21 protein-coding genes are annotated in these 25,032 nt (G+C 66.6%); 10 read left to right on the top strand and 11 right to left on the bottom strand.

Going from position 1 to position 25,032, the window contains the following annotated elements:
- Window positions 1–4: 4 nt before the first annotated feature.
- Together MUN73_RS00845 and MUN73_RS00840 are read right to left on the bottom strand one after the other, a co-directional pair.
- On the bottom strand, window positions 5–457 hold the full coding sequence (locus MUN73_RS00845) for a hypothetical protein (protein ID WP_250138562.1): 453 nt from the start codon (window positions 455–457) through the stop codon (window positions 5–7).
- A 60-nt stretch (window positions 458–517) separates the two neighbouring features.
- A complete protein-coding gene (locus tag MUN73_RS00840; RefSeq protein ID WP_250138561.1) occupies window positions 518–958 on the bottom strand; it encodes a DUF1467 domain-containing protein in 441 nt (146 codons plus the stop codon).
- Between the two features lie 138 nt (window positions 959–1,096).
- Between MUN73_RS00840 and MUN73_RS00835 the strand changes: the two genes are divergently transcribed.
- On the top strand, window positions 1,097–1,615 hold the full coding sequence (locus MUN73_RS00835) for a hypothetical protein (protein WP_250138560.1): 519 nt from the start codon (window positions 1,097–1,099) through the stop codon (window positions 1,613–1,615).
- Between the two features lie 15 nt (window positions 1,616–1,630).
- Here MUN73_RS00835 and MUN73_RS00830 read toward each other — a convergent pair whose 3' ends face one another.
- Both MUN73_RS00830 and MUN73_RS00825 read right to left on the bottom strand, forming a co-directional pair.
- On the bottom strand, window positions 1,631–2,452 hold the full coding sequence (locus MUN73_RS00830) for a mechanosensitive ion channel family protein (RefSeq protein ID WP_250138559.1): 822 nt from the start codon (window positions 2,450–2,452) through the stop codon (window positions 1,631–1,633).
- Window positions 2,453–2,989: 537 nt separating this feature from the next.
- Window positions 2,990–3,778, bottom strand: a complete 789-nt coding sequence (locus MUN73_RS00825; protein WP_250138558.1) for a creatininase family protein — start codon at window positions 3,776–3,778, stop codon at window positions 2,990–2,992.
- Window positions 3,779–3,923: 145 nt separating this feature from the next.
- Here MUN73_RS00825 and nikR point away from each other — a divergent pair, with 145 nt between their 5' ends.
- The 5 genes from nikR (at window position 3,924) to MUN73_RS00800 (ending at window position 8,778) form a co-directional block, all read left to right on the top strand.
- Window positions 3,924–4,352, top strand: coding sequence for a nickel-responsive transcriptional regulator NikR (nikR, locus tag MUN73_RS00820; protein ID WP_250138557.1), 429 nt, complete (start codon window positions 3,924–3,926; stop codon window positions 4,350–4,352).
- Window positions 4,353–4,430: 78 nt separating this feature from the next.
- Window positions 4,431–4,808 carry a cupin domain-containing protein gene (locus tag MUN73_RS00815; RefSeq protein WP_250138556.1) on the top strand — a complete coding sequence of 126 codons (378 nt, stop codon included), beginning with the start codon at window positions 4,431–4,433 and terminating at the stop codon, window positions 4,806–4,808.
- A 90-nt stretch (window positions 4,809–4,898) separates the two neighbouring features.
- Window positions 4,899–5,363 (top strand): hypothetical protein, encoded by a 465-nt coding sequence (locus tag MUN73_RS00810; protein ID WP_250138555.1) that lies wholly within the window; start codon window positions 4,899–4,901, stop codon window positions 5,361–5,363.
- Window positions 5,364–5,456: 93 nt separating this feature from the next.
- Window positions 5,457–6,608 carry an acyl-CoA dehydrogenase family protein gene (locus MUN73_RS00805; protein ID WP_250138554.1) on the top strand — a complete coding sequence of 384 codons (1,152 nt, stop codon included), beginning with the start codon at window positions 5,457–5,459 and terminating at the stop codon, window positions 6,606–6,608.
- 220 nt (window positions 6,609–6,828) lie between these two features.
- On the top strand, window positions 6,829–8,778 hold the full coding sequence (locus MUN73_RS00800) for a PAS domain S-box protein (protein WP_250138553.1): 1,950 nt from the start codon (window positions 6,829–6,831) through the stop codon (window positions 8,776–8,778).
- On the opposite strand, the gene MUN73_RS00795 is transcribed toward MUN73_RS00800, so the two are convergent.
- A complete protein-coding gene (locus MUN73_RS00795) occupies window positions 8,775–9,347 on the bottom strand; it encodes a HalX domain-containing protein (protein WP_250138552.1) in 573 nt (190 codons plus the stop codon). The two genes, MUN73_RS00800 and MUN73_RS00795, sit on opposite strands and share 4 nt — an antisense overlap.
- A gap of 324 nt (window positions 9,348–9,671) precedes the next feature.
- Window positions 9,672–11,651, bottom strand: a complete 1,980-nt coding sequence (locus tag MUN73_RS00790) for a 3-hydroxyacyl-CoA dehydrogenase/enoyl-CoA hydratase family protein (RefSeq protein ID WP_250138551.1) — start codon at window positions 11,649–11,651, stop codon at window positions 9,672–9,674.
- Between the two features lie 115 nt (window positions 11,652–11,766).
- Here MUN73_RS00790 and MUN73_RS00785 point away from each other — a divergent pair, with 115 nt between their 5' ends.
- Window positions 11,767–12,918 carry an acyl-CoA dehydrogenase family protein gene (locus MUN73_RS00785; protein WP_250138550.1) on the top strand — a complete coding sequence of 384 codons (1,152 nt, stop codon included), beginning with the start codon at window positions 11,767–11,769 and terminating at the stop codon, window positions 12,916–12,918.
- 274 nt (window positions 12,919–13,192) lie between these two features.
- Here the strand turns inward: MUN73_RS00785 and MUN73_RS00780 are convergent, their stop codons facing one another.
- Together MUN73_RS00780 and ggt are read right to left on the bottom strand one after the other, a co-directional pair.
- Window positions 13,193–13,684: a hypothetical protein gene (locus tag MUN73_RS00780; protein ID WP_250138549.1), complete on the bottom strand. Its 492-nt coding sequence runs from the start codon at window positions 13,682–13,684 to the stop codon at window positions 13,193–13,195.
- Between the two features lie 90 nt (window positions 13,685–13,774).
- The gene (ggt, locus tag MUN73_RS00775; protein ID WP_250138548.1) at window positions 13,775–15,631 is read right to left on the bottom strand and encodes a gamma-glutamyltransferase; all 1,857 of its coding nucleotides are present in this window, start codon (window positions 15,629–15,631) and stop codon (window positions 13,775–13,777) included.
- 205 nt (window positions 15,632–15,836) lie between these two features.
- On the opposite strand from ggt, the gene MUN73_RS00770 reads away from it, so the two are divergent.
- Together MUN73_RS00770 and MUN73_RS00765 are read left to right on the top strand one after the other, a co-directional pair.
- A complete protein-coding gene (locus MUN73_RS00770; protein WP_250138547.1) occupies window positions 15,837–16,583 on the top strand; it encodes a helix-turn-helix domain-containing protein in 747 nt (248 codons plus the stop codon).
- A gap of 157 nt (window positions 16,584–16,740) precedes the next feature.
- Window positions 16,741–19,290, top strand: coding sequence for a heavy metal translocating P-type ATPase (locus MUN73_RS00765; RefSeq protein ID WP_250138546.1), 2,550 nt, complete (start codon window positions 16,741–16,743; stop codon window positions 19,288–19,290).
- Window positions 19,291–19,305: 15 nt separating this feature from the next.
- Here MUN73_RS00765 and MUN73_RS00760 read toward each other — a convergent pair whose 3' ends face one another.
- The gene (locus MUN73_RS00760; RefSeq protein WP_250138545.1) at window positions 19,306–19,836 is read right to left on the bottom strand and encodes a metal-dependent hydrolase; all 531 of its coding nucleotides are present in this window, start codon (window positions 19,834–19,836) and stop codon (window positions 19,306–19,308) included.
- Between the two features lie 123 nt (window positions 19,837–19,959).
- Here MUN73_RS00760 and MUN73_RS00755 point away from each other — a divergent pair, with 123 nt between their 5' ends.
- The gene (locus MUN73_RS00755; RefSeq protein ID WP_250138544.1) at window positions 19,960–21,822 is read left to right on the top strand and encodes an L-aspartate oxidase; all 1,863 of its coding nucleotides are present in this window, start codon (window positions 19,960–19,962) and stop codon (window positions 21,820–21,822) included.
- Window positions 21,823–21,953: 131 nt separating this feature from the next.
- On the opposite strand, the gene MUN73_RS00750 is transcribed toward MUN73_RS00755, so the two are convergent.
- Complete coding sequence (locus MUN73_RS00750) at window positions 21,954–22,541, bottom strand: DNA-3-methyladenine glycosylase family protein (protein ID WP_250138543.1); 588 nt, start codon at window positions 22,539–22,541, stop codon at window positions 21,954–21,956.
- 66 nt (window positions 22,542–22,607) lie between these two features.
- Window positions 22,608–24,749, bottom strand: coding sequence for a catalase/peroxidase HPI (gene katG, locus MUN73_RS00745; protein WP_250138542.1), 2,142 nt, complete (start codon window positions 24,747–24,749; stop codon window positions 22,608–22,610).
- Between the last annotated feature and the right edge of the window lie 283 nt (window positions 24,750–25,032).

Raw genomic sequence — 25,032 nt, 5'->3', positions numbered from 1 at the left:
GGAATCAGTAGTCAGAGGGCGTATCGCCGTCGAGAACCTGTTCTTCCGGGGCGTCGATCGCGGCCCGGGAACCGTACTCCCGGAACCCGAGAAACGCGGTCGTCCCGCAGGCCGACAGCAACGTCGCCCACGTGACGGCGGTGACGGCGAGGACGATCGCCTCGGACGGCCCGTAGACGATCGAGCCGAGGGTTTCCAGTCCGACGGCGTGAAGCGGGGCGATCGCGAGGAAGGCCAGCCAGTAGCCGAGCGCGGCGAGTGCGAGGGTCCGTCGGGACACCGCGCCGGCGTACCTAGCGAGTGCGTAGACGCCTGCGACGGCGAGTGCGGTCGCGCCGAGCGTCGGCGCGAGCGCGTCGTCCGGACCGGTCGAGACGCCGGCGACGGCGAACGAGGCGAACGAAACGGCGAGCAGGAACCGATCCGACCGAGGTACTGTCTGGATCACGTCAGGCACCGTTTTGCTGGGAAGAGTGTGCCATCGTACAAATACCTGTTGGGCCGCCACGACCGGCGATCAGTCCTCGAGAACGCGTTCCTCGGGCGTGGGACGTCCCGGGTGGATGCCGTACGTGGCGAAGCCGTACAGGATCGTTATCGCCACGGCACAGCAGATCACGGCGCCGGCGATCGACTCGAGGACGATCGCGGCGACCGGTCCGGCGAGGACGTCGGCGACGGCCGCGGCCGAGTCGTTCCCGGGGGCCATCACGAGTCCGTACGGCAGGAAGGCGACGAACGCGAGGGTCCACCAGCGTCCCGTCGCGAGACGGAGTCGATCGGGGGAGTAGTCGCGGGCGGCGGTGGCCACGCCGGCGACGCCGGCGGCTAGCAACAGCAGGGCCGGGACCATCCGGTATGGCGAGTTCAAGCCAGTATTAACCGCGACGCCGACGGCGACGAGGGCGACGGAACCGACGAGTTGCGCCGATCCCGGGACCGAAAACGGGCGAGTCATGCCTGCTGAGGGGGTTGCGGGTCGGTCTACAAAACCCTCCCGGACTGTCGGCGACGAACCCTGCTCCGCTCGGTCGCTCGCGCGGAGACGACAACAAAGGACGTATTACCGGTGCGGACGAGACGACGGTAAACACGAATGTGGAACGCGATCCAGGAGATGGCGATGCGGATGCTGGCGCGCGCCCGGCGAGCGATCCCCTCGGGAGGTGACGTCACCTCCCGGCTTCCGGGTCGCGGCGTGCTGGCGGCCGCGAAGCGACGCTGGAAACGACACGTCACGGAACGGCCCGATCGGTACCAGGCGTACGTCTCGTTCCCGACCGACGGCGAGCAGTCGGGGGTCGGCGACGTTCACGACTGCATCGAGGACCTGGAGCACGTTTTCGAGGGGCGACTCGACGTGTACGCACGCACGAACGGGATCGCGGTCGTCAGCGATCGCGTTTCGGCCGCCCAGTTCGACAGGGACGCCTTCGAACGCGCCGTCGCGCGGATCGAGGACTATTATGCCGAGACCCACACGGTCGCACGGCTCGAGAAGTGGCGACCGGGCGGCGATCGACTCGTCAAGTCGTTCGTGATCGTCCCGGTCAAGCCGCTCTTTCCCCACGAGTCGTCCGAAAAAGCGCCGCGGGTTCGGTCGGCCGCGGAGTAACCCGTACTGCGCGGATCAGTCGTCGTCGTCGCTCGGACCGGGGCCGGGTTCGGAGCCGGGTTCGCGGTCGGTGCCGCGCGACTGGCTGCTGCGGGAACGCTCGGTCGATCCCGATCGTCCGCCGCTACCGGAACCTTCGTCTGGCGTCACACTCGCGGTGCGTCCCATCCAGCGATCGATGTTGTCGGCGACGTAGTCCTTGCCGCCCCAGCCGAACGCGACGCCGGCACCGATGGCGACGGCCGCGGCGAGCCCCCACGCGAGCGCTCGCGCGAAGACGTAGAGGATCCCCACGTCGATCCCCATCGTGTCGAGGCCGATGACGATCGCCGTGAAGTAAAGGAACATCCGGGCGCCGTTGGCGAACCAGCTGGCGTAGGCGGATTCCGTCGCCGCCCGCGTTCGCTCGATGACGTCACCGATGAAGTCGGCGACGACGAAGCCGATGACGATGACGAGCAGGCCGGCGATGAACGCCGGCAGGTACGCGACGGCCGTCGAGATCCACTCCGACAGCGTCGCGATTGCGAGGGCGTTCGCGGCCGCGAGAATCGCGAGGCCGTAGACGAACCACTTCGCGAGCGACCCGAACGCGCTCGACACCGCCCGTTCGGTGCCCCCGAGGATGCGGCCGAGCGGCGTCTCGAGGACCATTCGATCGAGTTCGATACCGTCGGCGAGTCGTCTGACGACGCCCGCAGCGACGCGCCCGAGGATCCAGCCGACGAGGAGGATCACGAGCGCGCCGACGAGGCGCGGCAGGAACGTCACCAGTTCGGCGACGGGGTCCTGAAGCCATTCGGGGACCTGCGCTTGAGCGGGATGTGGCTGTAGCATGCGCGATTGGCGTTGCCACCGGCCGTCCTTTGTAATTGAGTGCCTATCGATCTATCGTGAAACCAACCAGTCGTCGCCGAAGACGACGCCGCTATTGAAGTGTCTGTTACTCCGAATTGTGCGACGTACGGACCGTGACGGATCGGTGACTCCGTCAGCGTAACTGACTCGCGCGAAGCGACCGGACGGCACGACGAGCACCGTTCCCGCTAGCGATAACCGATAATTGGGTTCGCCGTCGCACTCCGGCAAGGTCAGTCCGGTGTGGCGCGGTCGCCGTCGGGACGCGACGCGAGCGGGTATCTACCGAGTTTCATTCATGACCGATCGGCGAAACGTCGGACGCTCGTCGGTCGTCGCGGGCGTCGATCGGGGGAATCGATCCAACTGAAGCCGTAAATCTGGGAACGGCGCCGGTCTGGACGGGTAGATGGACGGGAGTCGAGTCGATGTGAACGGGCAGAATCCAGTTCGAGCGATAGCCTCCGTAACGATCGATTAGTCCGATCGCGCCTGCAACTGCCGGGAGCGGAGCTATCAGTCGTCGCCAGGCCGTGATTCCACGTACGGTTCCGGGAGGAGTAGCTCCCTCGGCTGGTCGTCGAGCCACTCGAGGAGGGCGACGAGTTGCTCCGTCGCGGCCTCGAACAGGCGTTCGCCGATTTCGGGCGTCGCGTCGGTCTGGTCGCCGAAGACGCCGTTCGGACTGTTCTCGATCGAATCGTAGAACGTGCGCGCGCCGTGGACCAGCGCGGCGTCGTAGTCGAAGGTCGCGCCGCCGTCGCGGGCGTCCTCGAGTCGATCCGTCCGGACGAGTTCCCCGGCGATGTGCATGATCATGGCCGTTTCCTTCGGCCCGCCGTGGGGGCCGGGGGTCTCGAAAACCTCCTCGATGAGTTCGGGGATCGACTCGTCCCACATCCACTCGATCGCGTACGCCGTCTCGTCCTCGTGAAGCCGGCGGCCGACCTCCTGGAGGTGGGCGACGTTGCCCCCGTGGGCGTTGACGTAGACGATACGATCGATCCCGTGGTCGGTGAGGTTCCGCGAGAAACTCTCGACGAAGTCCCGAAAGACCGGCGCATCGACCCACATCGTGCCGGGGAACTGCCGGTGGTGCGAACTGGCGCCGATCCGGAGCGGCGGGGTACACAGGAAGCCGGTCCGGTCGGTCGCTTCGCGTGCGAGCGCCTCGGCGATCAGGTGATCGGTGCCTTCGGGCAGGTGCGGGCCGTGCTGTTCGGTCGAGCCGATCGGGACGACGGCGAGCGATTCGTCGGTGAAGTACCCCGATAGCTCGGGCCACGTACGGTGTGGAAGGTACATGGGTATCGATGTGGCCGAGTCCGCAAAACTTGTGGGGTCGGCTGTCACACCGACGCGGCCGTCGTCGTCGGCCGTGATCCGATCGCCGACGCTCGACAGGAGTGGGATGATAAACCTTAATAGATTACGACGGCTGGATTATTACATGGCAGTCGTCAGCGTCTCGATGCCCGACGAACTCCTCGAACGACTCGACCAGTTCGCCGACGAACACGGCTACACCGGCCGAAGCGAGGTCGTCAGGGAAGCCTCGCGGAACCTGCTCGGCGAGTTCGAGGAGACGAGACTCGAGGACCGGGACCTGATGGGAATCGTTACCGTCCTCTTCGACTACGAGACCACGAGCGTCGAAGAGCGAATGATGCACCTCCGTCACGAACACGAGGACCTGGTCGCGTCGAACTTCCACAGCCACGTCGGCGACCACTACTGTATGGAACTGTTCGTGCTCGAGGGCGAACTCGAGGACATCTCGACGTTCGTCGGGAAGATCCGGGCGACGAGGGACGCACTGACCGTCGATTACTCCGTGATCCCCGTCGACGAGTTCGACCCGATCGCCCAGGAGACCTAGACGGGGGCCCCCCGAAACCCGTCCGTCGGGTTACAGACACCAGTATCGTTTTACTGGTGTCCCGTCGAAGTACTGCACATGTCCTACCGGAAGGTCAACTACGAGGAGGTCGATCAGGTCTCGAGCGCGATGCACTTTCTCAGCGATCCGCTGGAGACCGAACAGGTCGGGGTAACGGTAGCCCGCTGCGACCCCGGCTGGAAGAGCAAACCACACGACCACACGGACAACGACCACGAGGAGGTCTACGTGCTGATCGAGGGCGAGGCGGAGGTGGTCGTCGACGACGATCCCGTGGCGATGGAGACCGGAGACGCGCTGTGGCTCCCACCCGAGTCCACCCGCCAGATCCGTAACGGCGATCGGGAGAGCGCGTTCGTGCTCGTCAGTGCCCCCAGCATCGCGGACGAGGACGGCGACGGCGACGAGTGGCTCCTCTCGGGATTCGCCGGTTGATACGGATCGTTGTAACGAATCACAACAGACCGTACGAGGCCGTCGGGACGATTTAGTGACTCGGCGTCGTCGTCGCCGACAGGGACTGCGATGTACTCGAAACACCACGCGGCCGTCTCGTTCGTCGTCGCCCTGCTCGTCGCGTACGCGCTCCCGCCGGTCTCCATCGCCGGCGTCTCCCTGCCGATTGCACTCGTCGTCGCCTACGGGACCGCCGTCGGCGTCCTCGTCGATCTCGACCACTTTCTCATCGCGCGACTCAAGACCGGGACCTGGGACGCCGTCCGATTCTGTTGCTCGAACCCTGCCGCCGCCGTCGCCGACCAGCGCCGGATCTTCGATCGGGGTGACGTCGGCGTCCTCTCGCGGCTCCTGAGCCACCTCGTGATCGCCGGAGTCTTCGTCCCGCTACTCTCCGTAGTGAGCGTCCCGCTCGCCGTCCTGACCGCGGCCGTCCTCTACGTTCACTTCGTCAGCGACCTGGCGTGGGATATCTGGCGGCTCGATCGGTACGCGGACGTGTCGGCCGACGAACTCGTCCGGGCCATGCGGTGAGCGCCCGATCGGGTCGGCGATCGGATAGCCGCGACGTGACGACCTTGCATCGTTGCCCCTCGCCCTTTTGCGTGTTGCCATGGATGACGGGACATGGACCTGCTCGACGACAGCATCGTCCCGGAGCACGCCCGCGACGTCAAGGAAGAGGCCCGCGACTTTGCCCAGGAACACATCGAACCCAACGCCCAGGAGTACTTCCAGGCGGGCGAGTACCCCCACGAGATTCTCGAAGCGGGCCAGGAGGCCAACCTGGTCGCACAGGACATCCCCGAGGAGTGGGGTGGCCGGGGGCTGGACCTGCCGCAGTTGCTCGCGCTCACCGAGGAGTTCTACCGGGCCGACGCCGGCATCGCGCTGACGCTCCAGCTCGCGAGTTTCGGCTGCGAGATCACCTACGAGTACGGCTCCGACGAGCAGTGCGAGGAGTACATCCGGCCGGTCGCCGAGGGCGAACAACTCTCGGGGCTGGCCGTCTCGGAGCCGGAGACGGGCAGCGACCTCGCGGGGATGCAGACCCGCGCGGAGAAAGACGGCGACGAGTACGTGCTCGACGGCGAGAAGTACTGGATCGGCAACGGCGTCGAGGCGGACTGGGTGACCCTCTACGCGCGGACGGGCGACGACGAGGACAACCGGTACGGGAACCACTCGATGTTCATCGTCCCGACCGACACCGACGGCTACGAGGCCGAACACATCCCCGAGAAGATGGCGATGCGCGCATCGAAGCAGGCCCACATCACCCTGGACGACTGCCGGATTCCCGAGGAGAACCTGATCGGCCACGAGGGAGCCGGGTTCATGATGCTCGCGGACTTCTTCAACCACGGCCGCGTCGTCGTCGCCGGCCACGGCCTCGGTCTCGCCGCGGCTGCGATCGAGGCGGCCTGGGAGTTCACGCACGACCGCGAGGAGTTCGGCCGGACGATCAACGAGTTCCAGGCGGTCCAGCACGGCCTCGCGGACATGCTCATCGAGTTCGAGAGCGCCCGGGCGCTCACGTGGCGTGCCTGCGAGAAGGTTCGCGAAGGACAGAACGCGGGCTACTGGGCGGCGATGGCCAAGACCAAGGCGACCGAGACGGCAGTCGAGGTCTCCGAACAGGGGATGCAGTTCCACGGCGGCCGATCGATCCTCGACGAACGCCGCATCGCCCGGGTTTACCGGGACGCACGGATCCCGGTCATCTACGAGGGGGCGAACGAGGTCCAGCGCAACCTCGTCTACGGCCAGGCGATGTGAGCGGCCTCGGTCCCCAACCGGCGGTCGATCCGACAGTACTGGTAGCGACGGCCCCGGCTTTCGCGATCGGCCGAACGGTTCGGTCGAAAGAACAGTCCGCTTGACCCCCGCCTGAAGACGGAGGTATACGCTCGCAGACTTTATCAGTTCACCAGCCATTCGTGCAGGTAGACCAGACCTGTCGCGGCGGAGGTGTCACGCTATCGCGAATCCAACCCACGTGAACCGGCCACGCGTCCTCTGTGTGAGCAGCGATCGCTCGACGCGTGCGTCCATCACGCTCGCCCTGACCGACACGCCGGTCAACGTCGTCATCGCCCAGAATGCGTCCGCGGCCGTCGACCGGCTCCAGGCGGAGTCGATCGACGCGATCGTCGTCGACGCGCGATCGATCGACGACCTCTCGGCACTCGTCGACGCAGTCGAGTCCACCGCGCCGGAGACGCCGACGTTCGTCCACTGGGGCGAGGACGCCGACGAGTCCGTCGACGTGCTGGCCGAGGTGGTCGCGCGGGCCGACGAAACCGATTCGACGGAACGGCTGGCGGCCGCGGTGACCGAGCGGATCGGGACCGAGGCGGACGACGCGCCGCCCGCCCGGACCGGCGCGGACGAGGTCGACGGGACCGGTGCCCCGGACCTCGACGCGATCGTCGGGGCCGTGCGACGGCGACTCGTGGACGTCACCTCGCCGGTGGCCGTCGAACGGGTCCTCCGCGAGGAGTTCACCGACGGCGATCGGTTCACGTTCGCGTGGGTCGGCGAGTACGATCGCGGCGAACGGGAGGTCGTCCCGTGGCTGACCGACCCGCGGGCGATGGAGTGGCCGATGCAACGGACGTTCGGCATCGGCGACGGCGACAACCCGCTCCTCGAACGGACGATGCACTCCCAGGAGTTGCAGGTCCTCTCGCCCGTCGCCAGCAGGGCAGATGCCGTCCCGTTCGGCGATCACGCGGTCGACCGCGACGTCGAGAGCGTCGCCGTCGCACCGCTTTCCTCGGCGGACGAGTTCTACGGGGTGTTCGTCGTCTACGCACCCGACCGGCTCTCCGGGCACGAACGGGACGCGATCGCGTCGGTCGCCGACACGGCCTCGCACGTGCTCGAGTCGATCGCGATTCGCGGGCGACTCGACCAGCAGGAACGGACGCTCCACCGGTACGAGCGCCTCGTCGAGACGGCGGGCGACGGGATGTACGTCGTCGACGATACGGGGCACTTCATGACCGTCAACGACGCGCTCGTCGAGATGACCGGCTACAGCCGCGAGGGACTGCTGGGCGAACACGTCTCGATCGTCTTCGATCGGGACGACGTCGAGGCCGGTAAAGCGATCGTTCGGCGGCTTCTCGACGGCCGGGAGAGTACGGCGGCCATCGAGGTCGCACTCGAGACCAAGGCCGGATCGACGATCCCCTGTGAGGTCAAGGTCGCCGTTCTCGAACGGGACGGTTCGTTCCTCGGCTCCGTCGGTGTCGTCCGCGACGTCACGGAGCGAAAGCGCAGCGAACGAAAACTCCGCGAACAGAACGAACGCCTCGATGCGTTCGCGCGGATCGTGAGCCACGACCTGCGGAACCCGCTGGGCGTCTCACAGGGCTATCTCGACCTGCTGGAAGAGACCGGTTCGCTCGAGCACGTCGACAACGTTCGCGACGGCCTCGACCGGATGGAGTCGATTATCGAGGACGTGCTCGCGATCGCCCGGGACGGCGAGTGGGCGACGGACGTCGAACGCGTCGACCTCGAAACGGTGGCCGCCGAGGCGTGGGAGCACGTCACCACGGAAGAGGCGACCCTCTCGATTACGGAGACGATGGTCCTCGAGGCCGATCGATCGCGGTTCCTGCGACTGCTCGAGAACTGTTTCCGCAACGCCATCGAACACGGCGGGAGCGACGTCACCATCCGCCTCGGCCCGCTGGGGTCGGCCGGCGACGACGACGCGCCGGCCGACGCCCGGGGCTTCTTCGTCGAAGACGACGGCGGCGGACTCCCCGACGACCTCCAGGGTCAACTGTTCGATCCGTCGGTCTCCTCGTCGTCGGAAGGGCTCGGAATCGGGCTCTGGATCGTCAGGGAGGTCGCTACCGGACACGACTGGTCGATCACGGCGACCGAAAGCGAGGATGGAGGGGCCCGGTTCGAGTTCGAACTCGCGGCCTAATTCTCGGTCTGGAGGTCCTGGAACGCGCCGACGAAGTCGTCGTGGGAGGACATCCCCGAGACGGTCTCGTCGACCCGTTTCTCGAGTTCTCCGACGCGATCGCGCAGTTCCAGATACTCGTCGTTCTCGGCCAGTTCACGGTCCGCTTTCTCGGACTCGAGCAGCGCCTTCTTCGAGACGAGCGCGTAGTACTCCTGGATGTCGGACTCGTAGTCCGATCGATCGGCGACGTCCTCCACCATGGCGACGAGTTCGTCCTTCGAGACGGGCTTGACGAGGTAGTCGTCGAACCCCATCTCGATGATGTCGAAGTCGGGGTCGACCGCCGTCACCATGACGACGCGGCAGTCGTATCCCTTGGCTCGGATCTCCTCCAGAACCTCGTCACCGGAGAGCCCCGGCATACGCCGGTCGAGCAGGACGACGTCGACGGAATCGGCCATCTTCTCGAGGGCTTCCGATCCGTCGTAGGCCGTTTCGACAGTCCAGTCAGTGCCGAGCCACGCGGCAAACAGGTCCGCGAGACGAGCCTCGTCGTCCACGACGAGGATGTCCGGCCGGTCACTCATTGGCTGACCCCTCCATTCTCGTCATCGATTACAGCCACGGCTCACACATGGATCCTCTCTGTGATAAATCTCGCGACCACCTCTCTACTATATTACACCTCCGCCGATCGGCGACACGTGCAAGCGGCCCGGGAGTCGATCGGCTCCCGGTCGGGTTCGACGGCCGGGACGAAAAATCGGCACGGACCGATCGCCGGGCGGTCCTACTTTCCTTCGAATCGCGCTCGCGTTCGAACGACTCGCTGCGCTTACGGCTTCGCCGTTCGCTTTTCGCGGTTCTCGATCCGCTTCGAACCGCGCACCGCTCGTCTCTCGACGGTCGCCTCACTTCCCCTGGAAGTCCGGATCCCCGTCGCCCATGAAGGCGGTGATCCCCTCCATCAGGTCGTCGGTCGCCATCAACTGCCCGAACGCGGACGCCTCGTACTCGAGGCCGGCCTCGGTGTCGTGGCGGCCGGCGAGCATCGCGCGCTTCGTGTACTTGGTCGCGATCGGCGGGCCGCCGGCGAGGTCGGCGGCGAGGTCGAACGCCACGTCCTCGAGGTCGTCGTTGTCGACGACCTCTTTGACGAAGCCGAACTGCTCCATCGCCTCGGCCTCGTAGCGATCGGCCGTGAGGATGATCTCCTTCGCGGGGCCCTCGCCGATGACGTTGGCGAGTCGCTGGGTGCCGCCCCAGCCGGGGAGCAGGCCGAGGTCGAGTTCGGGCTGTCCGAACTCGGAGCGCTCGCTCGCGACGCGGATGTCCGTACACGTCGCCAGTTCCATCCCGCCGCCGAGACAGAAGCCATCGATACCGGCGACGACCGGGAGATCCGACGCTTCGAGTTTGCCGAAGGTCTCCTGGCCCTTCTTCGAGAGTTCGACGGCCCCGAGCGGGTCGGCACCGCCGGCGGCCATGCTCTGGACGTCGGCACCGGCGGAGAAGGCCTTCTCACCCTCGCCGGTGATGAGGATCGCGCGGACGTCGTCGTCGTCCTCGAGCAGGTCGATCGCCTCGGACAGTTCGTCCAGGAGTTCGCCGCTGATGGTGTTCATCCGGTGTGGCCGATCGATGACGACGTGGCCGACCATCTCGCCGGGGTACTCGACGCGGATCGCCTCGAACTCGACGCCAGCGTCGTCGTCCTCCTCGGCGTCGTAGAACGTGCCGACCTCGTCGGCCCGTTCCTGCAGGTAGTCGGCGGGTTCGTAGCGCTCGTGGCCGGTCTCCTCGTAGGCCTCCTCGAGGGCTTCGAGCGCGTTCTCCAGCCCGAACTCGTCGACGACCTTGACGGGGCCGTCGGGGAAGCCGGCACCGAGCTTCGTCGCCTCGTCGATCGACTCCGGCGGGGCGACGTCGTTGCCGATCAGCTTGGCGGCCTCGTTGGCCATCGACGCGATCAGGCGCTTCTCGACGAGGTCGGACTGCTCGTCGGTGGGGATGTCGACGCCGTCCCCGTCCTCGTAGTCGTAGAAGCCCTTGCCGGTCTTCTTGCCCAGTTCCTCGTTTTCGACCTTCTCTTCGAGCAGCGGACACGGCTCGTAGGCCTCGCCGAGCACCTCGTTCATGTACTCGAGCACGTGGAAGCTGACGTCGTTACCGACCTGGTCGCCGAGTTCGAAGCTCCCCATCGGGAGGCCCATACCGTACTTCGTCGTGGAGTCGACTTCGGCGATGGTGGCCTCGTCGTTGTGCACGAGCCAGCAGGCCTCGTTCATCAGCGGGACGAGGATGCGGTTGACGATGAAGCCGGGCGAGTCCTTGTGGACGCGCACCGGCGACTTGCCGAAGTCCTCGGCGAGGGCCTCGATCGTGTCGAGCGTCTCCTCGGCGGTCTCGGCGCCCGAGATCACTTCGACGAGCGGCATCCGCACCGGCGGGTTGAAAAAGTGCATGCCACAGAACTGCTTCGGACGTTCCGTCACGTCGGCCAGTTCCGTGATCGAGAGACTGGACGTGTTGGTCGCGAAGATCGCGTCGTCGGGCGCGACCTCCTCGAGTTCCCCATAGACGTCCTTCTTGATCTCCATCTTCTCCGGGACCGCCTCGATGACGACGTCGGCGTTCCCGCAGGCCTCCTCCATGTCGACCAGCGGCGTGACGCGATCGAGCGCGGCGTCGGCCTCGTCCTGACTCAGCTGGTCGTTTTCGGCCAGCTTGTTGAGCGACCACTCGATCTGCTCGTAGCCGTTCTGGACGAACTCGTCTTTGATGTCGCGCAGGTTCACGTCGTACCCGGCCATGGCGGCGACTTCCGCGATGCCGTGGCCCATGTTCCCCGCACCGAGAACTGCGATGGTGTTGATATCTTCCAGTTCCATGGTCACGTATGCTATCGGCACCGGTTTCAACGTTTCCCTATTCGGTAAAGGAAACTACAGTTCTGTTTACTCCTGGTTACAAAGGACTTTATCGGTGGCATGATAACGATCGTCTATGGAATTCGGGCTCTCCGAAGAACAGGAGCAAATCCGGGAAGAAGTGCAGCGCTTCGCCGAAAACGAGATCGAACCCGTCGCCGAGGAGTACGACGAGGAGGAGAAGTACCCCCACGACGTCGTCGACGAGGCCGCCGAGATGGGCCTGACGGGCGCGTACATCCCGATGGAGTACGGCGGTGCCGGCTACTCCATCCTCGACACCGCGATCATCACGGAGGAGCTGTTCTCCTACGATCCCGGTATCGCGCTCTCGATCGTCTCGACCTCGTTCGGTTGCGAGGCAATCATGAACTTCGGCACCGAAGACCAGAAGGAACGGTACCTCGAGCCGGTCGCCATGGGCGAGAAGATCTCCGGGGCCGCCATTTCCGAACCGGACACCGGCTCCGACGTCTCGTCCGTCTCGACCCGCGCCGAGAAAGACGGCGACGAGTGGGTGATCAACGGAACCAAGATGTGGATCACCAACGGGACCGTCGGTGACTTCTTCGTCGTCCTCTGTAAGACCAACCCCGACGCCGAGGGCCGCTACAACGGCTTCAGCCAGATCATCGTCGAGTCCGATCGCGACGGCTTCTCGGCCGACAAGATCACCGGCAAACTCGGCATCCGCGCCTCCGACACGGCCGAACTCATCTTCGACGACGTGCGCGTGCCCGAGGAGAACCTCGTCGGCACCCGCGACGCCGCGTTCATGCAGCAGATGCAGTTCTTCGACGAAACGCGGACCGCCGTCGCCGCGCAGGGCGTCGGGATCGCGAAGGGCGCGACCCGCGCCGCCCTGGAGTACGCCCAGGACCGCGAACAGTTCGGCCAGTCGATCAGCGAGTTCCAGGCGATCCAGCACAAACTCGCCGAGATGGCGACGAACACCGAGGCCGCGCGCAACCTGACCTACAAGTCCGCCTGGAACGTCGACCAGGGCAACGACATCACCAAACTCGCCTCGATGGCCAAGGAGTACGCCTCCCGCGTCGCCGTCGACGTCGCCGACGAGGCCGTCCAGATCCACGGCGGCTCCGGCTACGTCAACGACTTCCCGGTCGAACGGTTCTACCGCGACGCCAAGATCACCCAGATCTACGAGGGCACCACGGAGATCCAGAAGAACGTCATCGCCCGCGAACTGCTCGGCAAAGGATTCTAAACCGAAATTTTACTCTGCGGTCTGTCGCGATCACGGCGAAGCCGCGATCGCAACGTCCCTCGGTAAAATTTCGATCAAAAGCACTCCTCCCTCCGTTCTCTCACTCCTTGCAGTCGTTCGCTCACATCGGTCGTCGGCCCGCTCGTTCGCCCTGCGGGCTCACTCGCGGTGAAACTGATGGAGCATCCTACCCTCCCCCGGATCGCGTGCTCGGCGAATCTCGCCGAGCACGCTCTCGGCCATCAGCAACGCTCTCGTTCTCGATCGGTCTCCGTCATCCGTCACTGTCGGAATCGGTATCTCCGTCGTCGCTGTCGGAGTCGGTGTCCCCGCCGTCGGTGTCCGAATCGGTATCTCCATCATCCCGATCGGAATCGGTGTCAGTATCCCCACCGATTCGATCGGAATCGGTGTCGGTGTCTCCCGTCCCGCCACTCGTCGACCGTCGATCGTCGCCGCGCGCGTGGGTGCGAGTGGTAGCAGATCGCTCCGGTTCGGCGGCAGATCGCTCCGGTTCGCCGGGACCCGACTCGTTCGGCGACGTGGATTCGGTCGCGGGCACGAAACTGGGCTCGAATACGTACAGGACGACGGGCGGGAGAACGTACGACCCGATCGCGAGCGCCGCGAACCACGGATCGACGAAGACGAGGATACCGAAGATCGCCAGCGCGGCGGCCGCGGCGGTGTGGATCGCCGTAGCCGTGTACCGACGGTAGAAAGACCAGAAGTCCCGAAGCCGGCTCCCGTTCGTTGACGACGCCATCGGATCGACGTACGTTCTCCGGAGGGAAATCCGTTCGTGCGCGCCGGCCGTGGTCACTGGAGAGACCGGTGAGGCCGGGACGACGGCCTTTCAGTCGCGACCGCGGCCCGCTCCCCTGCCGCGTCCGGGCCGATCGAAGCCGACGGCCTGACCGCTGCGGTTCGGATCGGCCGCGCCGGTGAGTTCGTCCTCGTCGATGTCGATGACCTGGACGTTCCCGAGGACGCTCGGTTGGTCGTCCCAGTTCAGGCCCCACTCGTCGGAGGTTTCGCGGGCCTCCGTCGGGACCCCCTCGTCCCAGCCGACGCTGCCGTAACAGTGGGTGTAGACGTTCGGCTCCGTCACTGCTTCGAGCGGGTCCAGCCCGTAGACGTAGCGGTAGAGGATCGTCTGCAGGGTCGTCGAGATGATCGACCAGCCGCCGGGGGAGCCGGCGGTGAACTCCGGCCGTCCGTCGTTCAGGATCATCGTGGGGCTCATGCTGCTCAGCGGGCGCTTCCACCCCTCCGGCTCGTTCGGGCCGCCCGGCTGGAAGTCGAAGTCCGTGAGTTCGTTGTTGATCATGAAGCCGCGGCCGGGCACCATCTTGCCCGAGCCCATGAACTGCTCGATGGTCGAGGTGTAGGCGACGGCGTTGCCCCATCGATCGACGACCGAGAAGTGGGTCGTGTGACCGCCCGTGTCGTACTTCCAGGGGTCGCCACCGCCGAAGCAGCCCTCGGTGTCCTCCATGACCGACGATCCCAGTTCGATCATCCCCGCGCGCTCTCGCAGGTACTCGTCCGAGAGCAGGCCGTCGATAGGCACGTCGGCGAACTCGGGGTCACCCATGTACTCCATGCGGTCGCCCCACGCGACGACCGTCGCCTCGGCGATGAGGTGGTACAGCTCGGTCGATCGGAGGTCGTACTCGTCGATACCGAGGTGCTCGAGCATCCGGAGAACCATCGCCACGACCGTCGGTCCGGAACTCGGGAGCGGCTGGCCGACGAGTTCGACGTCGTACCACTCCTTGCGAACCGGCTCTTCGTGCGTCACGTCGTAGGCCGAGAGGTCGTCCTCGTCGACGGCGTATTCGGACTCCCGGGCGTGGCGCTGGATCTCCGCCGCGAGGTCCTCGGCGATCGGCCCCTCGTAGAACGCCTCGGCCCCGCCGCGCTTGATGTGTGCCAGGGTCTCGGCGAGGTCCGGGTTCGTCATGGTGTCGCCCTCCCGGTAGAGGCTCCCGTTCTCGTCGCTGAAGGTCTCGAGGGCCGCATCGTTGAACTTCCAGGTGTTGTTCGCGATCTGCTCGGCGAGGAACCAGTCGACGGTGAACCCGTCGCGGGCGAGTTCGATCGCGGGGGTGATCAACCGCCCGCGCGGTCGGCTACCGTAGCGTTCGCGGGCCGTCTCGAGGCCCATCACCGTGCCGGGGACGCCCATCGCCTCGCCGGTCTGGATCGCGTCGTCGAAGGGGAGCCCCTCGCCGTCCTGGTCGAGGAACATCTCCGGAACAGCGCCCTGAGAAGCGCGTTCGCGGCAGTTGACGATCTCGACCGAATCGGACGCGGCGTCGTAGACGACCATGAACCCGCCGCCGCCGATGCCCGACCCGTGAGGTTGTGTGACGGTCAGGACGTACTGGAGCGCGATCGCGGCATCGACCGCGTTCCCGCCCTCCCGGAGGACGCGCGCGGCGACGCCGCCCGCGATCGGATCGACCGTCGAGACCATCCCGTCCGCGGCGGTCACCTCCTGGCCGCAGGTGAACTGCGGATGGTCGCAACTGAAGCCGGAGACGTCGGTGACCTCCTGGTACTCCGCGTCAGCGGTTGCCGGGTTCGATCCGACTGCGAGTGCGCCGGCCGTCGTCCCGGTGAGAGCGAGGAACCGACGGCGATCGATTCTCCGCCCGTCGAGGCCGTCTTGTCGTCGTCCGTCAGACGTGTTGTATCTTCCCGCCATAGGCACGAACAAAGTACTGAGACGGGGTAATGAACGTCGCGTCAGACATCACGTACTGATAACGAAGTGATTTCGACCCAACAGAACGGCGGGATGTGGCTCGGATCGCAGCGGAGCGTTCGCAGAGCGATCGGTCGAGCGAACTGGTCCGTCGGGTCGGGCGGTGACCGAGAACCCTATTCCGGGTGACCGCGTGTACACTAGTATGAGAGAGTTCGTCTTCGCCCTCGAGTACGAACCGGGGACGAATCCGGTCGCCGACGTGCTCGCGGAGTACCCCGACACGTCGGTCCGATCGCTGTCGTGTCACGTCACGAGCGACAGCCTCTGGCGGGTCGACCACGCGACCGGATCCCCGGAGGCGCTCGAGGCGCTCGAGCGCGCTTACGAGAACGCCGACTACTGCGCGGACTGTCTCGTCAAAGACGACTGCGGCGCGGACTGCGAGACGCAGGTGCTCGATCGATCGAACGGGACGCTGGTCGTCTACACCTACTGGGACCGGACGGAGGTCTGCACCTCGGTTCCCCACGTCGCGCTGGAGCACCTCGGCGAGGGCCTGCTGTTCGAGACCTACCGCGAGGGCCGGCGCTACCGCTGGCGGATCGTCCTCGCGAGCGACGCGCCGGTCCACGACTTCTTCGACGCGCTCGGCGATGAGGTCGGCGAGTGTACGGGCATCGAGGTGCTTCGGTTGACCGAACTCGATCCCGATCGGACGACCGTCGATCCCGGCGAGGCGCTGCCCGCCGAACAGCGAGCGGCACTCGAGGCGGCCGTCGACCACGGCTACTACGAGACGCCCCGGCGGATCGAACTCTCGGACCTCGCCGACCGGCTGGAGGTGCCCCGATCGACGCTCTCCTACCGGCTCCGACGCGCCGAAGCCACCCTCGCGACGGCGTTCGTCGACGCGAACGAACCGATCGAGGCGCTGGCCGCGAATCTCTGATACGGATTGCTGTAACGATTTACCGGCGTAACCGCAATCCGGGCGGCGGTTGCGCCGGAACTGACGTACAGTAAACCGCATGAACCGGGGCGGCGATCGGCCAAAGTTGGCGTGCGCCAAATAATCCGTATAGGGATCCGACCGCTAGTCCCGGGTGATGAACGAGTCCACCCCAGGGCCCTCTAGGTCGACGGACTCGAGTCGGACGCTCGAGTTGCGCGTGCCGGAGATGGACTGCCCGTCGTGTGCGGGCAAGGTGACGAACAGCGTCGAGCGACTCGACGGGATCGAGTCGCTCGAGCCGCGGGTGACGAGCGGCCGCCTCGTCGTCGAGTACGCCCCCTCGCAAGTGAGCGAGCACGAGGTCCGCGAGCGGGTCCGTGCGGCCGGCTACGAGATCGTCGACGACGCCGGGGAACTGTCGGTCTCGGTCCCCGGGATGGACTGTCCGTCCTGTGCGACCAAGGTCGAGAACGCGCTCGACGCGACCGAGGGCGTCGACGAGATCGAGACCAGACCCGCCTCGGGACAGGTCACCGTCTCGGTGACCGGCGAGACGGACGCCGAAACCGTCGTCGACGCGATCGAAGGTGCCGGCTACGAGGCGGAGGCGATCGACGGCGACCGGGACGGGATCGGGAGCGAGGAGTCGATCTGGCGGAGTCGACGGGCCGTCGCGACGGGCGTCGGTGCCGTCGTCCTGAGCGCCGGACTGGTCCTCGAGTTCCTGGTGCCGGCCGCCGATCCGGCGCTGTTCTCGGTGATCGGCCGAACTTACCACCTCTCCGCACTGCTGTACATCGCGGCCGCGGCCATCGCAGGGGTGCCGATCCTGCGCAACGGCTACTACTCGGCGCGAAACCGGAGCCTCGACATCGACCTCCTGATGGCGGTCGGCATCCTCGCGTCGGTGGCGGCCCACCACCCCTTCGAGGGGGCCACGCTCGCAGTCCTGTTCAGCATCGCCGAGTTGCTCGAGCGGTTCTCGATGGATCGCGCGCGCGACTCCCTTCGGGAGTTGATGGATCTCTCGCCCGATACGGCGACCGTCAAGCGCGAGGACGGGAGCGAGGAGACCGTCCCCGCCGACGCGATCGAACCCGGTGACTGCGTCGTGATCCGCCCGGGTGAGAAGATTCCAGCGGACGGCGTCGTCCGCGAGGGCGAGAGCGCGATCGACGAGTCGCCGATTACGGGCGAGAGCGTCCCGGCCGACAAGACGGTCGGCGACGAGGTCTACGCCGGGACGATCCCCGAGTCGGGGTATCTCGAGGTCGAGGTGACCAGCGAGGCCGACGACTCGACGCTCGCCCGGATCGTCCGCATGGTCGAGGATGCCGAGCGGGAGAAGACCGAGCGCGAGCAGTTCGTCGATCGGTTCGCGAGCATTTACACCCCGATCGTCGTCACGCTCGCCGTCGCCGTGGCCCTGCTACCGCCGCTGCTTGCCGGCTGGTCGTGGAACACGTGGTTCCTCCGGGGACTCACGTTGCTGGTCATCGCGTGTCCCTGCGCGTTCGTCATTTCGACGCCCGTCAGCGTGGTGTCGGGGATCACGAGCGCCGCCCGCAACGGCGTCCTGATCAAGGGTGGACGGCACCTCGAGGCGGTCGCCGAGAGCGACGTGCTCGCCGTGGACAAGACGGGGACGCTGACCGAGGGTGACCTCTCGGTCACGGACGTCGTTCCGCTCGAGGGAGCGGACGAGGGCGAGGTTCTCCGCCGGGCGAGCGCCGTCGAGCGTCGGAGCGAGCACCCGATCGGCCAGTCGATCGTCGGCTACGCCGAGGAACGCGGGATCGGCGTGGACGATCCGGACGTCTCGAACTTCGAGGCGCTGACCGGAAAAGGGGTCCGCGCGGACGTCGACGGGACGACCCACTACGTCGGCAAGCCGGACCTGTTCGACGGGCTAGCGGACCTCGAGCACGTGCACGCGACCACCGACGGCGGGACGTCGCTCGCCGAGATGGGCTACGACTCGTCGTCCCAGTGCGAGCGCGACGGCTGTCTGGACGTCCTCGCGGAGGTCGTCCCCGACCTCGAGTCCGACGGCAAGACCGTCGTGGTCGTCGGCACGGAGGACGGTCCGATCGGCGTCGTCGGCGTCGCCGACCGCGTCCGTCCCGACGCGACGTGGGCCGTCTCGCGCCTGCAGGAGCAGGGCGTCCGCGTGGTGATGCTCACCGGCGACAACGAGGGGACCGCCCGCGCGATCGCGAACGAGGTCGGCATCGACGAGTACCACGCCGAACTGCTCCCCGACGAGAAACTGGAGTGGATCGATCGACTCGAGGACGAGGATGCGAACGCCGACAGCGATCACGGCCGCGTCGCGATGGTCGGCGACGGGATCAACGACGCACCGGCGCTCGCGACCGCGAGCGTCGGGATCGCGATGGGAGCGGCCGGGACCGACACGGCACTCGAGACGGCCGACGTCGCCCTGATGGCCGACGACCTCTCCCGGCTCCCCTACCTCTACGAACTCTCGGGGGACGCGAACGCGGTCATCCGGCAGAACATCTGGGCGAGTCTGGCCGTCAAGGCCGTGCTCGCGGCCGGCGTCCCGTTCGGGCTCGTCACGGTGATCCACGCGGTCGTCATCGGCGACATGGGGATGAGTCTCGGCGTGACTGGCAACGCGATGCGACTCGCGAACGTGGAACCGGAATCGACCGACGTGAGCGGCGAAACGGACGCGTAACGCGAGGTCTCGTTTTTAACGGATCGCCGATCGGAGCCGATCGAGCCCCGGGCGGCCGTCGATCCACCAGAGCCCGACGCCGCAGACGAAGACGACGGCCTCGAGCCACAGGGTCGTCGCCTCGAGGCCGAGTCCGGGGACCGTCCCCAGTGTCTTCACGCCGCTGTAGGGCGGCATCGGCGTGGCGGGCCACAGGAGAAAGCCGAGTTCGTCGTAGTCGCCCGCGAGCACGTGCCACGGGACGTCCGTCGCGAGGTGTGCGCCGTAGCCGATCGCGACGGCGACGCCCAGTCGCTCCCGGTCGGCCCGCCGGGCGAGCAGCCAGCAGACAGTGACGATCGGAACGGCGAACAGTAGCGAGTGACCGATCGTTCGACCGACGGGCGTGACGCCGCCCAGGTACAGGGGTTGATCGATCAGGTCCGGGACCGTCGCCCCGAGGACGGCAGCCAGCGCGGGTGCTGTGGCCGGTGGCTCGCCGCGGTTCCACCGCGCGTACGCGGCGTAGCAGACGTAGCCGACCACGGGGTGGACGATCGGCTGCATTCGTCTGGGAGTACCGGTCCCGGAGTGCTAAATCCCTCGCTCGACGGGGGTAACGGCCCCGACGAGGTAGAACTACGTCGTTTGGGACGCCGCCTATACCGTTCCGGCCCTAACCTCATACTGATGACAAGAAACTCGCCCATCGACCAGCGAGCATCGACGCGAGACTACGCCAGCGGCGTCGAGGGTCGACTCGATGCCACGGGCGAGACCGACGCGGGCGACGATCGCGACCCGGACTATGAGGTCGTCACGACCCCCGTACTCGTGATCGGGGCCGGCGCGGCGGGGGCGCGGGTGGCGATCGAACTCGCGGAATCGGGGATCGACCCGCTCGTGATCGGCAAGCGCGACCACGGCGATGCACACACGACGTGGGCAGCCGGGGGAATCAACGCCGCGCTCGGGTCGCTCGACCCCGAGGACGACTGGACGATCCACGCGGCGGATACGCTGAACGAGGGTCACCACCTGAACGATCCCGAGGCGGTCGAACTCACCGCGAAGGGGATGCCCGATCGGATTCGCGAACTCGAGGAGTGGGGGATGCCGTTCGATCGCACCGAGGACGGGGCGATCAACCAGCGCTACTTCGGCGCCCAGTCGTACCGCCGGACCTGCTTCGTCGGCGATCGGACCGGCGAGGCCATGCTCGGGACGCTGATCGATCGCGCGCGGGAACTCGACGTCCCGTACCGCGAGAACGTGATGATCACCCGCCTGCTCTCGGACGGCCGCCGGGTCGACGGCGCGATCGGGTTCGACATGGAAACCGGCCGCGGGCTGCTGTTTCGCACGAACCACGTCGTGCTGGCGGCGGGCGGGTTCTCGGCGCTCTATCACCGCCACTCCTCGCGCGACGACGAGAACAACGGCGACGGTCAGGCGCTCGCGCTCGAGGCGGGTGCGCGGCTGATGGACCTCGAATTCGTCCAGTTCCACCCCACGGGAATGGTCGGCGATCGGTACGGTGAGAAGTGGGACGGCCGACTCGTGACCGAGGCGGTCCGCGGCGAGGGCGGTCGGCTGTACAACACGGAGGGCGAACGGTTCATGGAACGGTACTCCCCGGACCAGATGGAACTCGACGCCAGGGACGTGGTCGCGCGAGCGATCGCACGGGAGGTCCGCGAGGGACGCGGGACCGAAAACGGCGGCGTCTACCTCGATATCTCGCACCGCGATCCGGCGTACGTCCGCGATCGACTGCCGACGATGGTCGAGCGGTTCGAATCCCTCGGCGTCGACATCACGGCGGAACCGATGGAGGTCGCGCCGACGGCCCACTACACGATGGGGGGCGTCGACATCGACTTCCGGACGGGCGAAACCGGCGTCGAGGGGCTGTACGCCGTCGGTGAGACGGTCGCCGGCGTCCACGGCGCGAACCGACTCGGTGGCAACTCGCTGGCCGAGACTGTCGCGATCGGCAAACACGTCGGCGATCACGTCGCGAGCGAGGTTTCGACCGGGGACGCCGACCCGGAACTCGCCGACGGCCAGCGCGCGTTCGCCGAGCGCGAGTTCCGCGCACTCGACGACCTCGCGGCGTCGAACGGGGACGTCACGCCGCGCGAACTCCTCGACGAACTCGGCGACGTCCTGTGGCGGACCGCCGGTATCCTTCGCGACGCCGACGGGCTCCGTGATGGACTGGACGAACTGGCGGATATTCGGGCCAGAACGGTCGATCTCCGCGTCGACGGCGATCGGACGAGCCGATCGTTCGAGTACGCCGTCGACCTCTCCGTCAGCCTCACCGTCGCCGAGGCGATGCTCCGGGCCGCACTCGAGCGACGCGAGTCCCGCGGGGCGCACTACCGCACGGACGCCCCGGAGACGGATCCGGACTGGCGGGTGACCCTCCTGGTCTCGATCGACGACGGCGAACTCTCGCTCGCCCGCCGGGGCGTCGGCGACCCCTCCCGATCGGTCCGCGAGGCGCTCGAGGAAGGGTACGAACTCGATTACCACCACCTCGAGTGATCGCGCATGACGGGAGCGGTCGTCGAACCGATCGATCGGTGCCGTCGACTCGTACGGACTGCTGTAGTCAATTACCTCCGATCGCCGACTCCGTCCTGGTGATCGGCGGTAAATAGTCACAGCAATCCGTATCAGGCCTCGTACTCGGCCCAGATGTAGCGCGACGCGAGACTCCGGTACGGCCGCCACGGTTCGGCGATCTCGCGCATCTCCGGTCGCGTCAACTCGACGCCGTCGTTGTACAGCCGTTCGATCCCGCGGCGGATCGCGAGGTCGCCGAGCGGGAGGACGTCGGGCCGCTGGAGGACGAACATGAGGTACATCCGGGCGGTCCACGCACCGATGCCCGTGATCTCGGTGAGTTCGGCCATCACTTCGTCGTTCGTGTGGTCGGCGAGGCCCTCCCGGGTGAGATCGCGCTCCTGGAACGCGCGGGCGGCGTTGCGGACGTAGTCGACTTTCGTCCGTGAGAGCCCCGCGTCGAGCAGTTCCTCCCGTGGAGCCGCGAGAACGGTTTCGGGCGTCACCACGCCGTCGAGCACGTCGAAGACCCGCTCTCGGACCGCGGCGGCGCTCGCGGTCGACAGCTGCTGGTTGATGATCGAGACGCAGAGGCGCTCGTACTCGTTTTCGATCGGTTCGAGCGGGTGCGGATCGCGGCGATCGATCACGCCCGCCAGGACGGGATCCTCCCGGAGCACGGATTCGGGGTCGGCCATCGTCGGCGAAAGCAGGGACCGTGCAAACAAAAGCGCGTTGCCCCGTGCGGGGGCAGGCGGGTCGGATTACTCGAGGTCGAATCGATCGGCCTGCATCACGTTGCTCCACGTGTCGACGAAGTCCTCGACGAACTGCTCTTCGCCGTCCTCGGCCGCGTAGACTTCCGAGATGGCTCGCAGCCGGGAGTGCGATCCGAAGATGAGGTCCACGCGGCTGCCTCTCCACTCGATCTCATCCGTCTCGCGGTCGCGTAGCTCGTAGACCTCTTCGTCCTCCGAGACCTGTTCCCACTCGTGGCCCATGTCGAGGACGTTCACGAAGAAGTCGTTGTTCAGCGTCTCCGGCTCGTCGGTGAAGACGCCGAGCTCCGTGTCCTGGTAGGTCGCGCCCAGGGTGCGCAGGCCGCCGACCAGTACCGTCATCTCGTCGGCCGTCAGGTCGAGCAGGTCGGCCTTGTTCACCAGCGACTCCTCGGCCGGACGGTCGTGGTCGCCCGGGAGGTAGTTCCGGAACCCGTCCGCGTCGGGTTTGAGCGCCTCGAAGGACTCGACGTCGGTCTGTTCCTGCGTGGCGTCGGTCCGGCCCGGTTCGAACGGAACAGTTACGTCGTAACCGGCGTCCGCCGCGGCCTGCTCGACCGCCGCGTTACCACCCAGGACGATCAGGTCGGCGAGCGAGACCCGCACGTCGTCCGATCGCGAGCCGATGAACTCCTCCTGGATCGCTTCGTAGGTCGAGAGCACCGTCTCGAGTTCAGCGGGTTCGTTGATCTCCCAGCTCCGCTGGGGCTCGAGGCGGATGCGAGCCCCGTTTGCGCCGCCGCGCTTGTCGCTGTCACGATAGGTCGACGACGCCGCCCAGGCGGTCTTGACCAGCTGCGAGACCGAGACGTCAGACGCGAGGATCTCCTCCTTGAGTTCGGCGACCGCTTCGTCCCCGATCAGGTCGTAGTCGGCGTCGGGGAGCGGGTCCTGCCAGATCATCTCCTCGTCGGGAACCTCCGGGCCGAGGAGCCGTTCCGGCGGGCCCATGTCACGGTGGACCAGCTTGTACCACGCCTTCGCGAAGGCGTCCTGGAACTCGTCGGGGTTCTCCTGGAAGCGCTCCAGGATCTCCCGGTAGTCCGGATCCCGCTTCAGGGCGACGTCCGTCGTCAGCATCATCACGTCTTCGTTCTCCGCGGGATCCGCGACGCCCGGTGCGGCCTCGTCGAGTTCGCCGTCCTGCGTGGTCCACTGCCACGCGCCGCCGGGCCCCTTCTCGGGCCACCACTTGTAGTTCAGCAGGTTGTCGATGAAGCCGGTGTCCCACCGGGTCGGCGCGGCGGTCCATGGCCCTTCGATCCCGCTGGTGATCGTGTCGGGCCCCTTTCCGTCGCCGTACTCGTTCTCCCAGCCGAGGCCCTGCTGCTCGATGGGGGCCGCTTCGGGCTCGGCGCCGACGTGCTCGTCGGGGTCGTCGGCACCGTGGACTTTCCCGAACGTGTGTCCGCCGGCGATGAGCGCGGCCGTTTCCTCGTCGTTCATCGCCATCCGGCCGAACGACTCTCGAATTCGTTCCGCCGCCGCCTCCGGGTCCGGTTCGCCGTCCGGTCCTTCCGGATTCACGTAGATGAGGCCCATCACGGTGGCGCCCAGGGGCTCCTCGAGTTCGCCCTCGTCGCTGAACCGATCGGACTCTTCCATCTTGTTCTCGGGCCCCCAGTAGACGGACTTGTCGGGTTTGAAGTCGTCCTCGCGTCCGCCACCGAAGCCGAACGTCTCGAAGCCCATCGACTCCAGCGAGACGTTCCCGGCCAGGATCATCAGGTCGGCCCACGAGAGTTTCTGGCCGTACTTCTGCTTGACCGGCCAGAGCAGACGTCGCGCCTTGTCGAGGTTCGCGTTGTCGGGCCAGCTGTTGAGCGGCGGGAGGCGCTGTCGACCGCCGTCAGCGCCACCGCGGCCGTCGCTGGTCCGGTACGTGCCGGCGCTGTGCCAGGCCATCCGGATCATCAACGGCCCGTAGTGACCGTAGTCCGCCGGCCACCACTCCTGGGATGTCGTCAACACGTTTTCGATGTCCGCCTTCACTTCGTCGAGGTCGAGCGACTCGAACTCCTCGGCGTAGTCGAAGTCCTCACCCCGCGGATCGACCTGCTCGCCGTTCTGATCGAGAATCTCCAGATCCAGCTGATTCGGCCACCAGTCTTGGTCAGAGCCTATCATCATCAGGCAATTGCTACCTTCGCCTATTAAGATTGTCTAATTCGGAAAGGAAGTATTCTTCATAGCCCAACTGTTCTTATGGATTTGGAAAATTCCGTTGGCGTAGTTGGGGCCGCGTACGTAGCACAACCGCCGGGGGACTCATCGCTATAGAGCCGTTGAATGCCATCCTTGTTTTCAGCCCAGCGATGACGGTTTTCGATAGTGGGAATAGTCCACCAGTGAGACGCCGATCGCCCTGGCTGCCGGTACTCGTCCGGTGACGGCACGGCGGCGCGACGCG

This window comes from Halosolutus amylolyticus (assembly GCF_023566055.1).
Lineage (GTDB): Archaea > Halobacteriota > Halobacteria > Halobacteriales > Natrialbaceae > Halosolutus > Halosolutus amylolyticus.
This window is presented reverse-complemented; position numbering and strand designations above follow the sequence as displayed.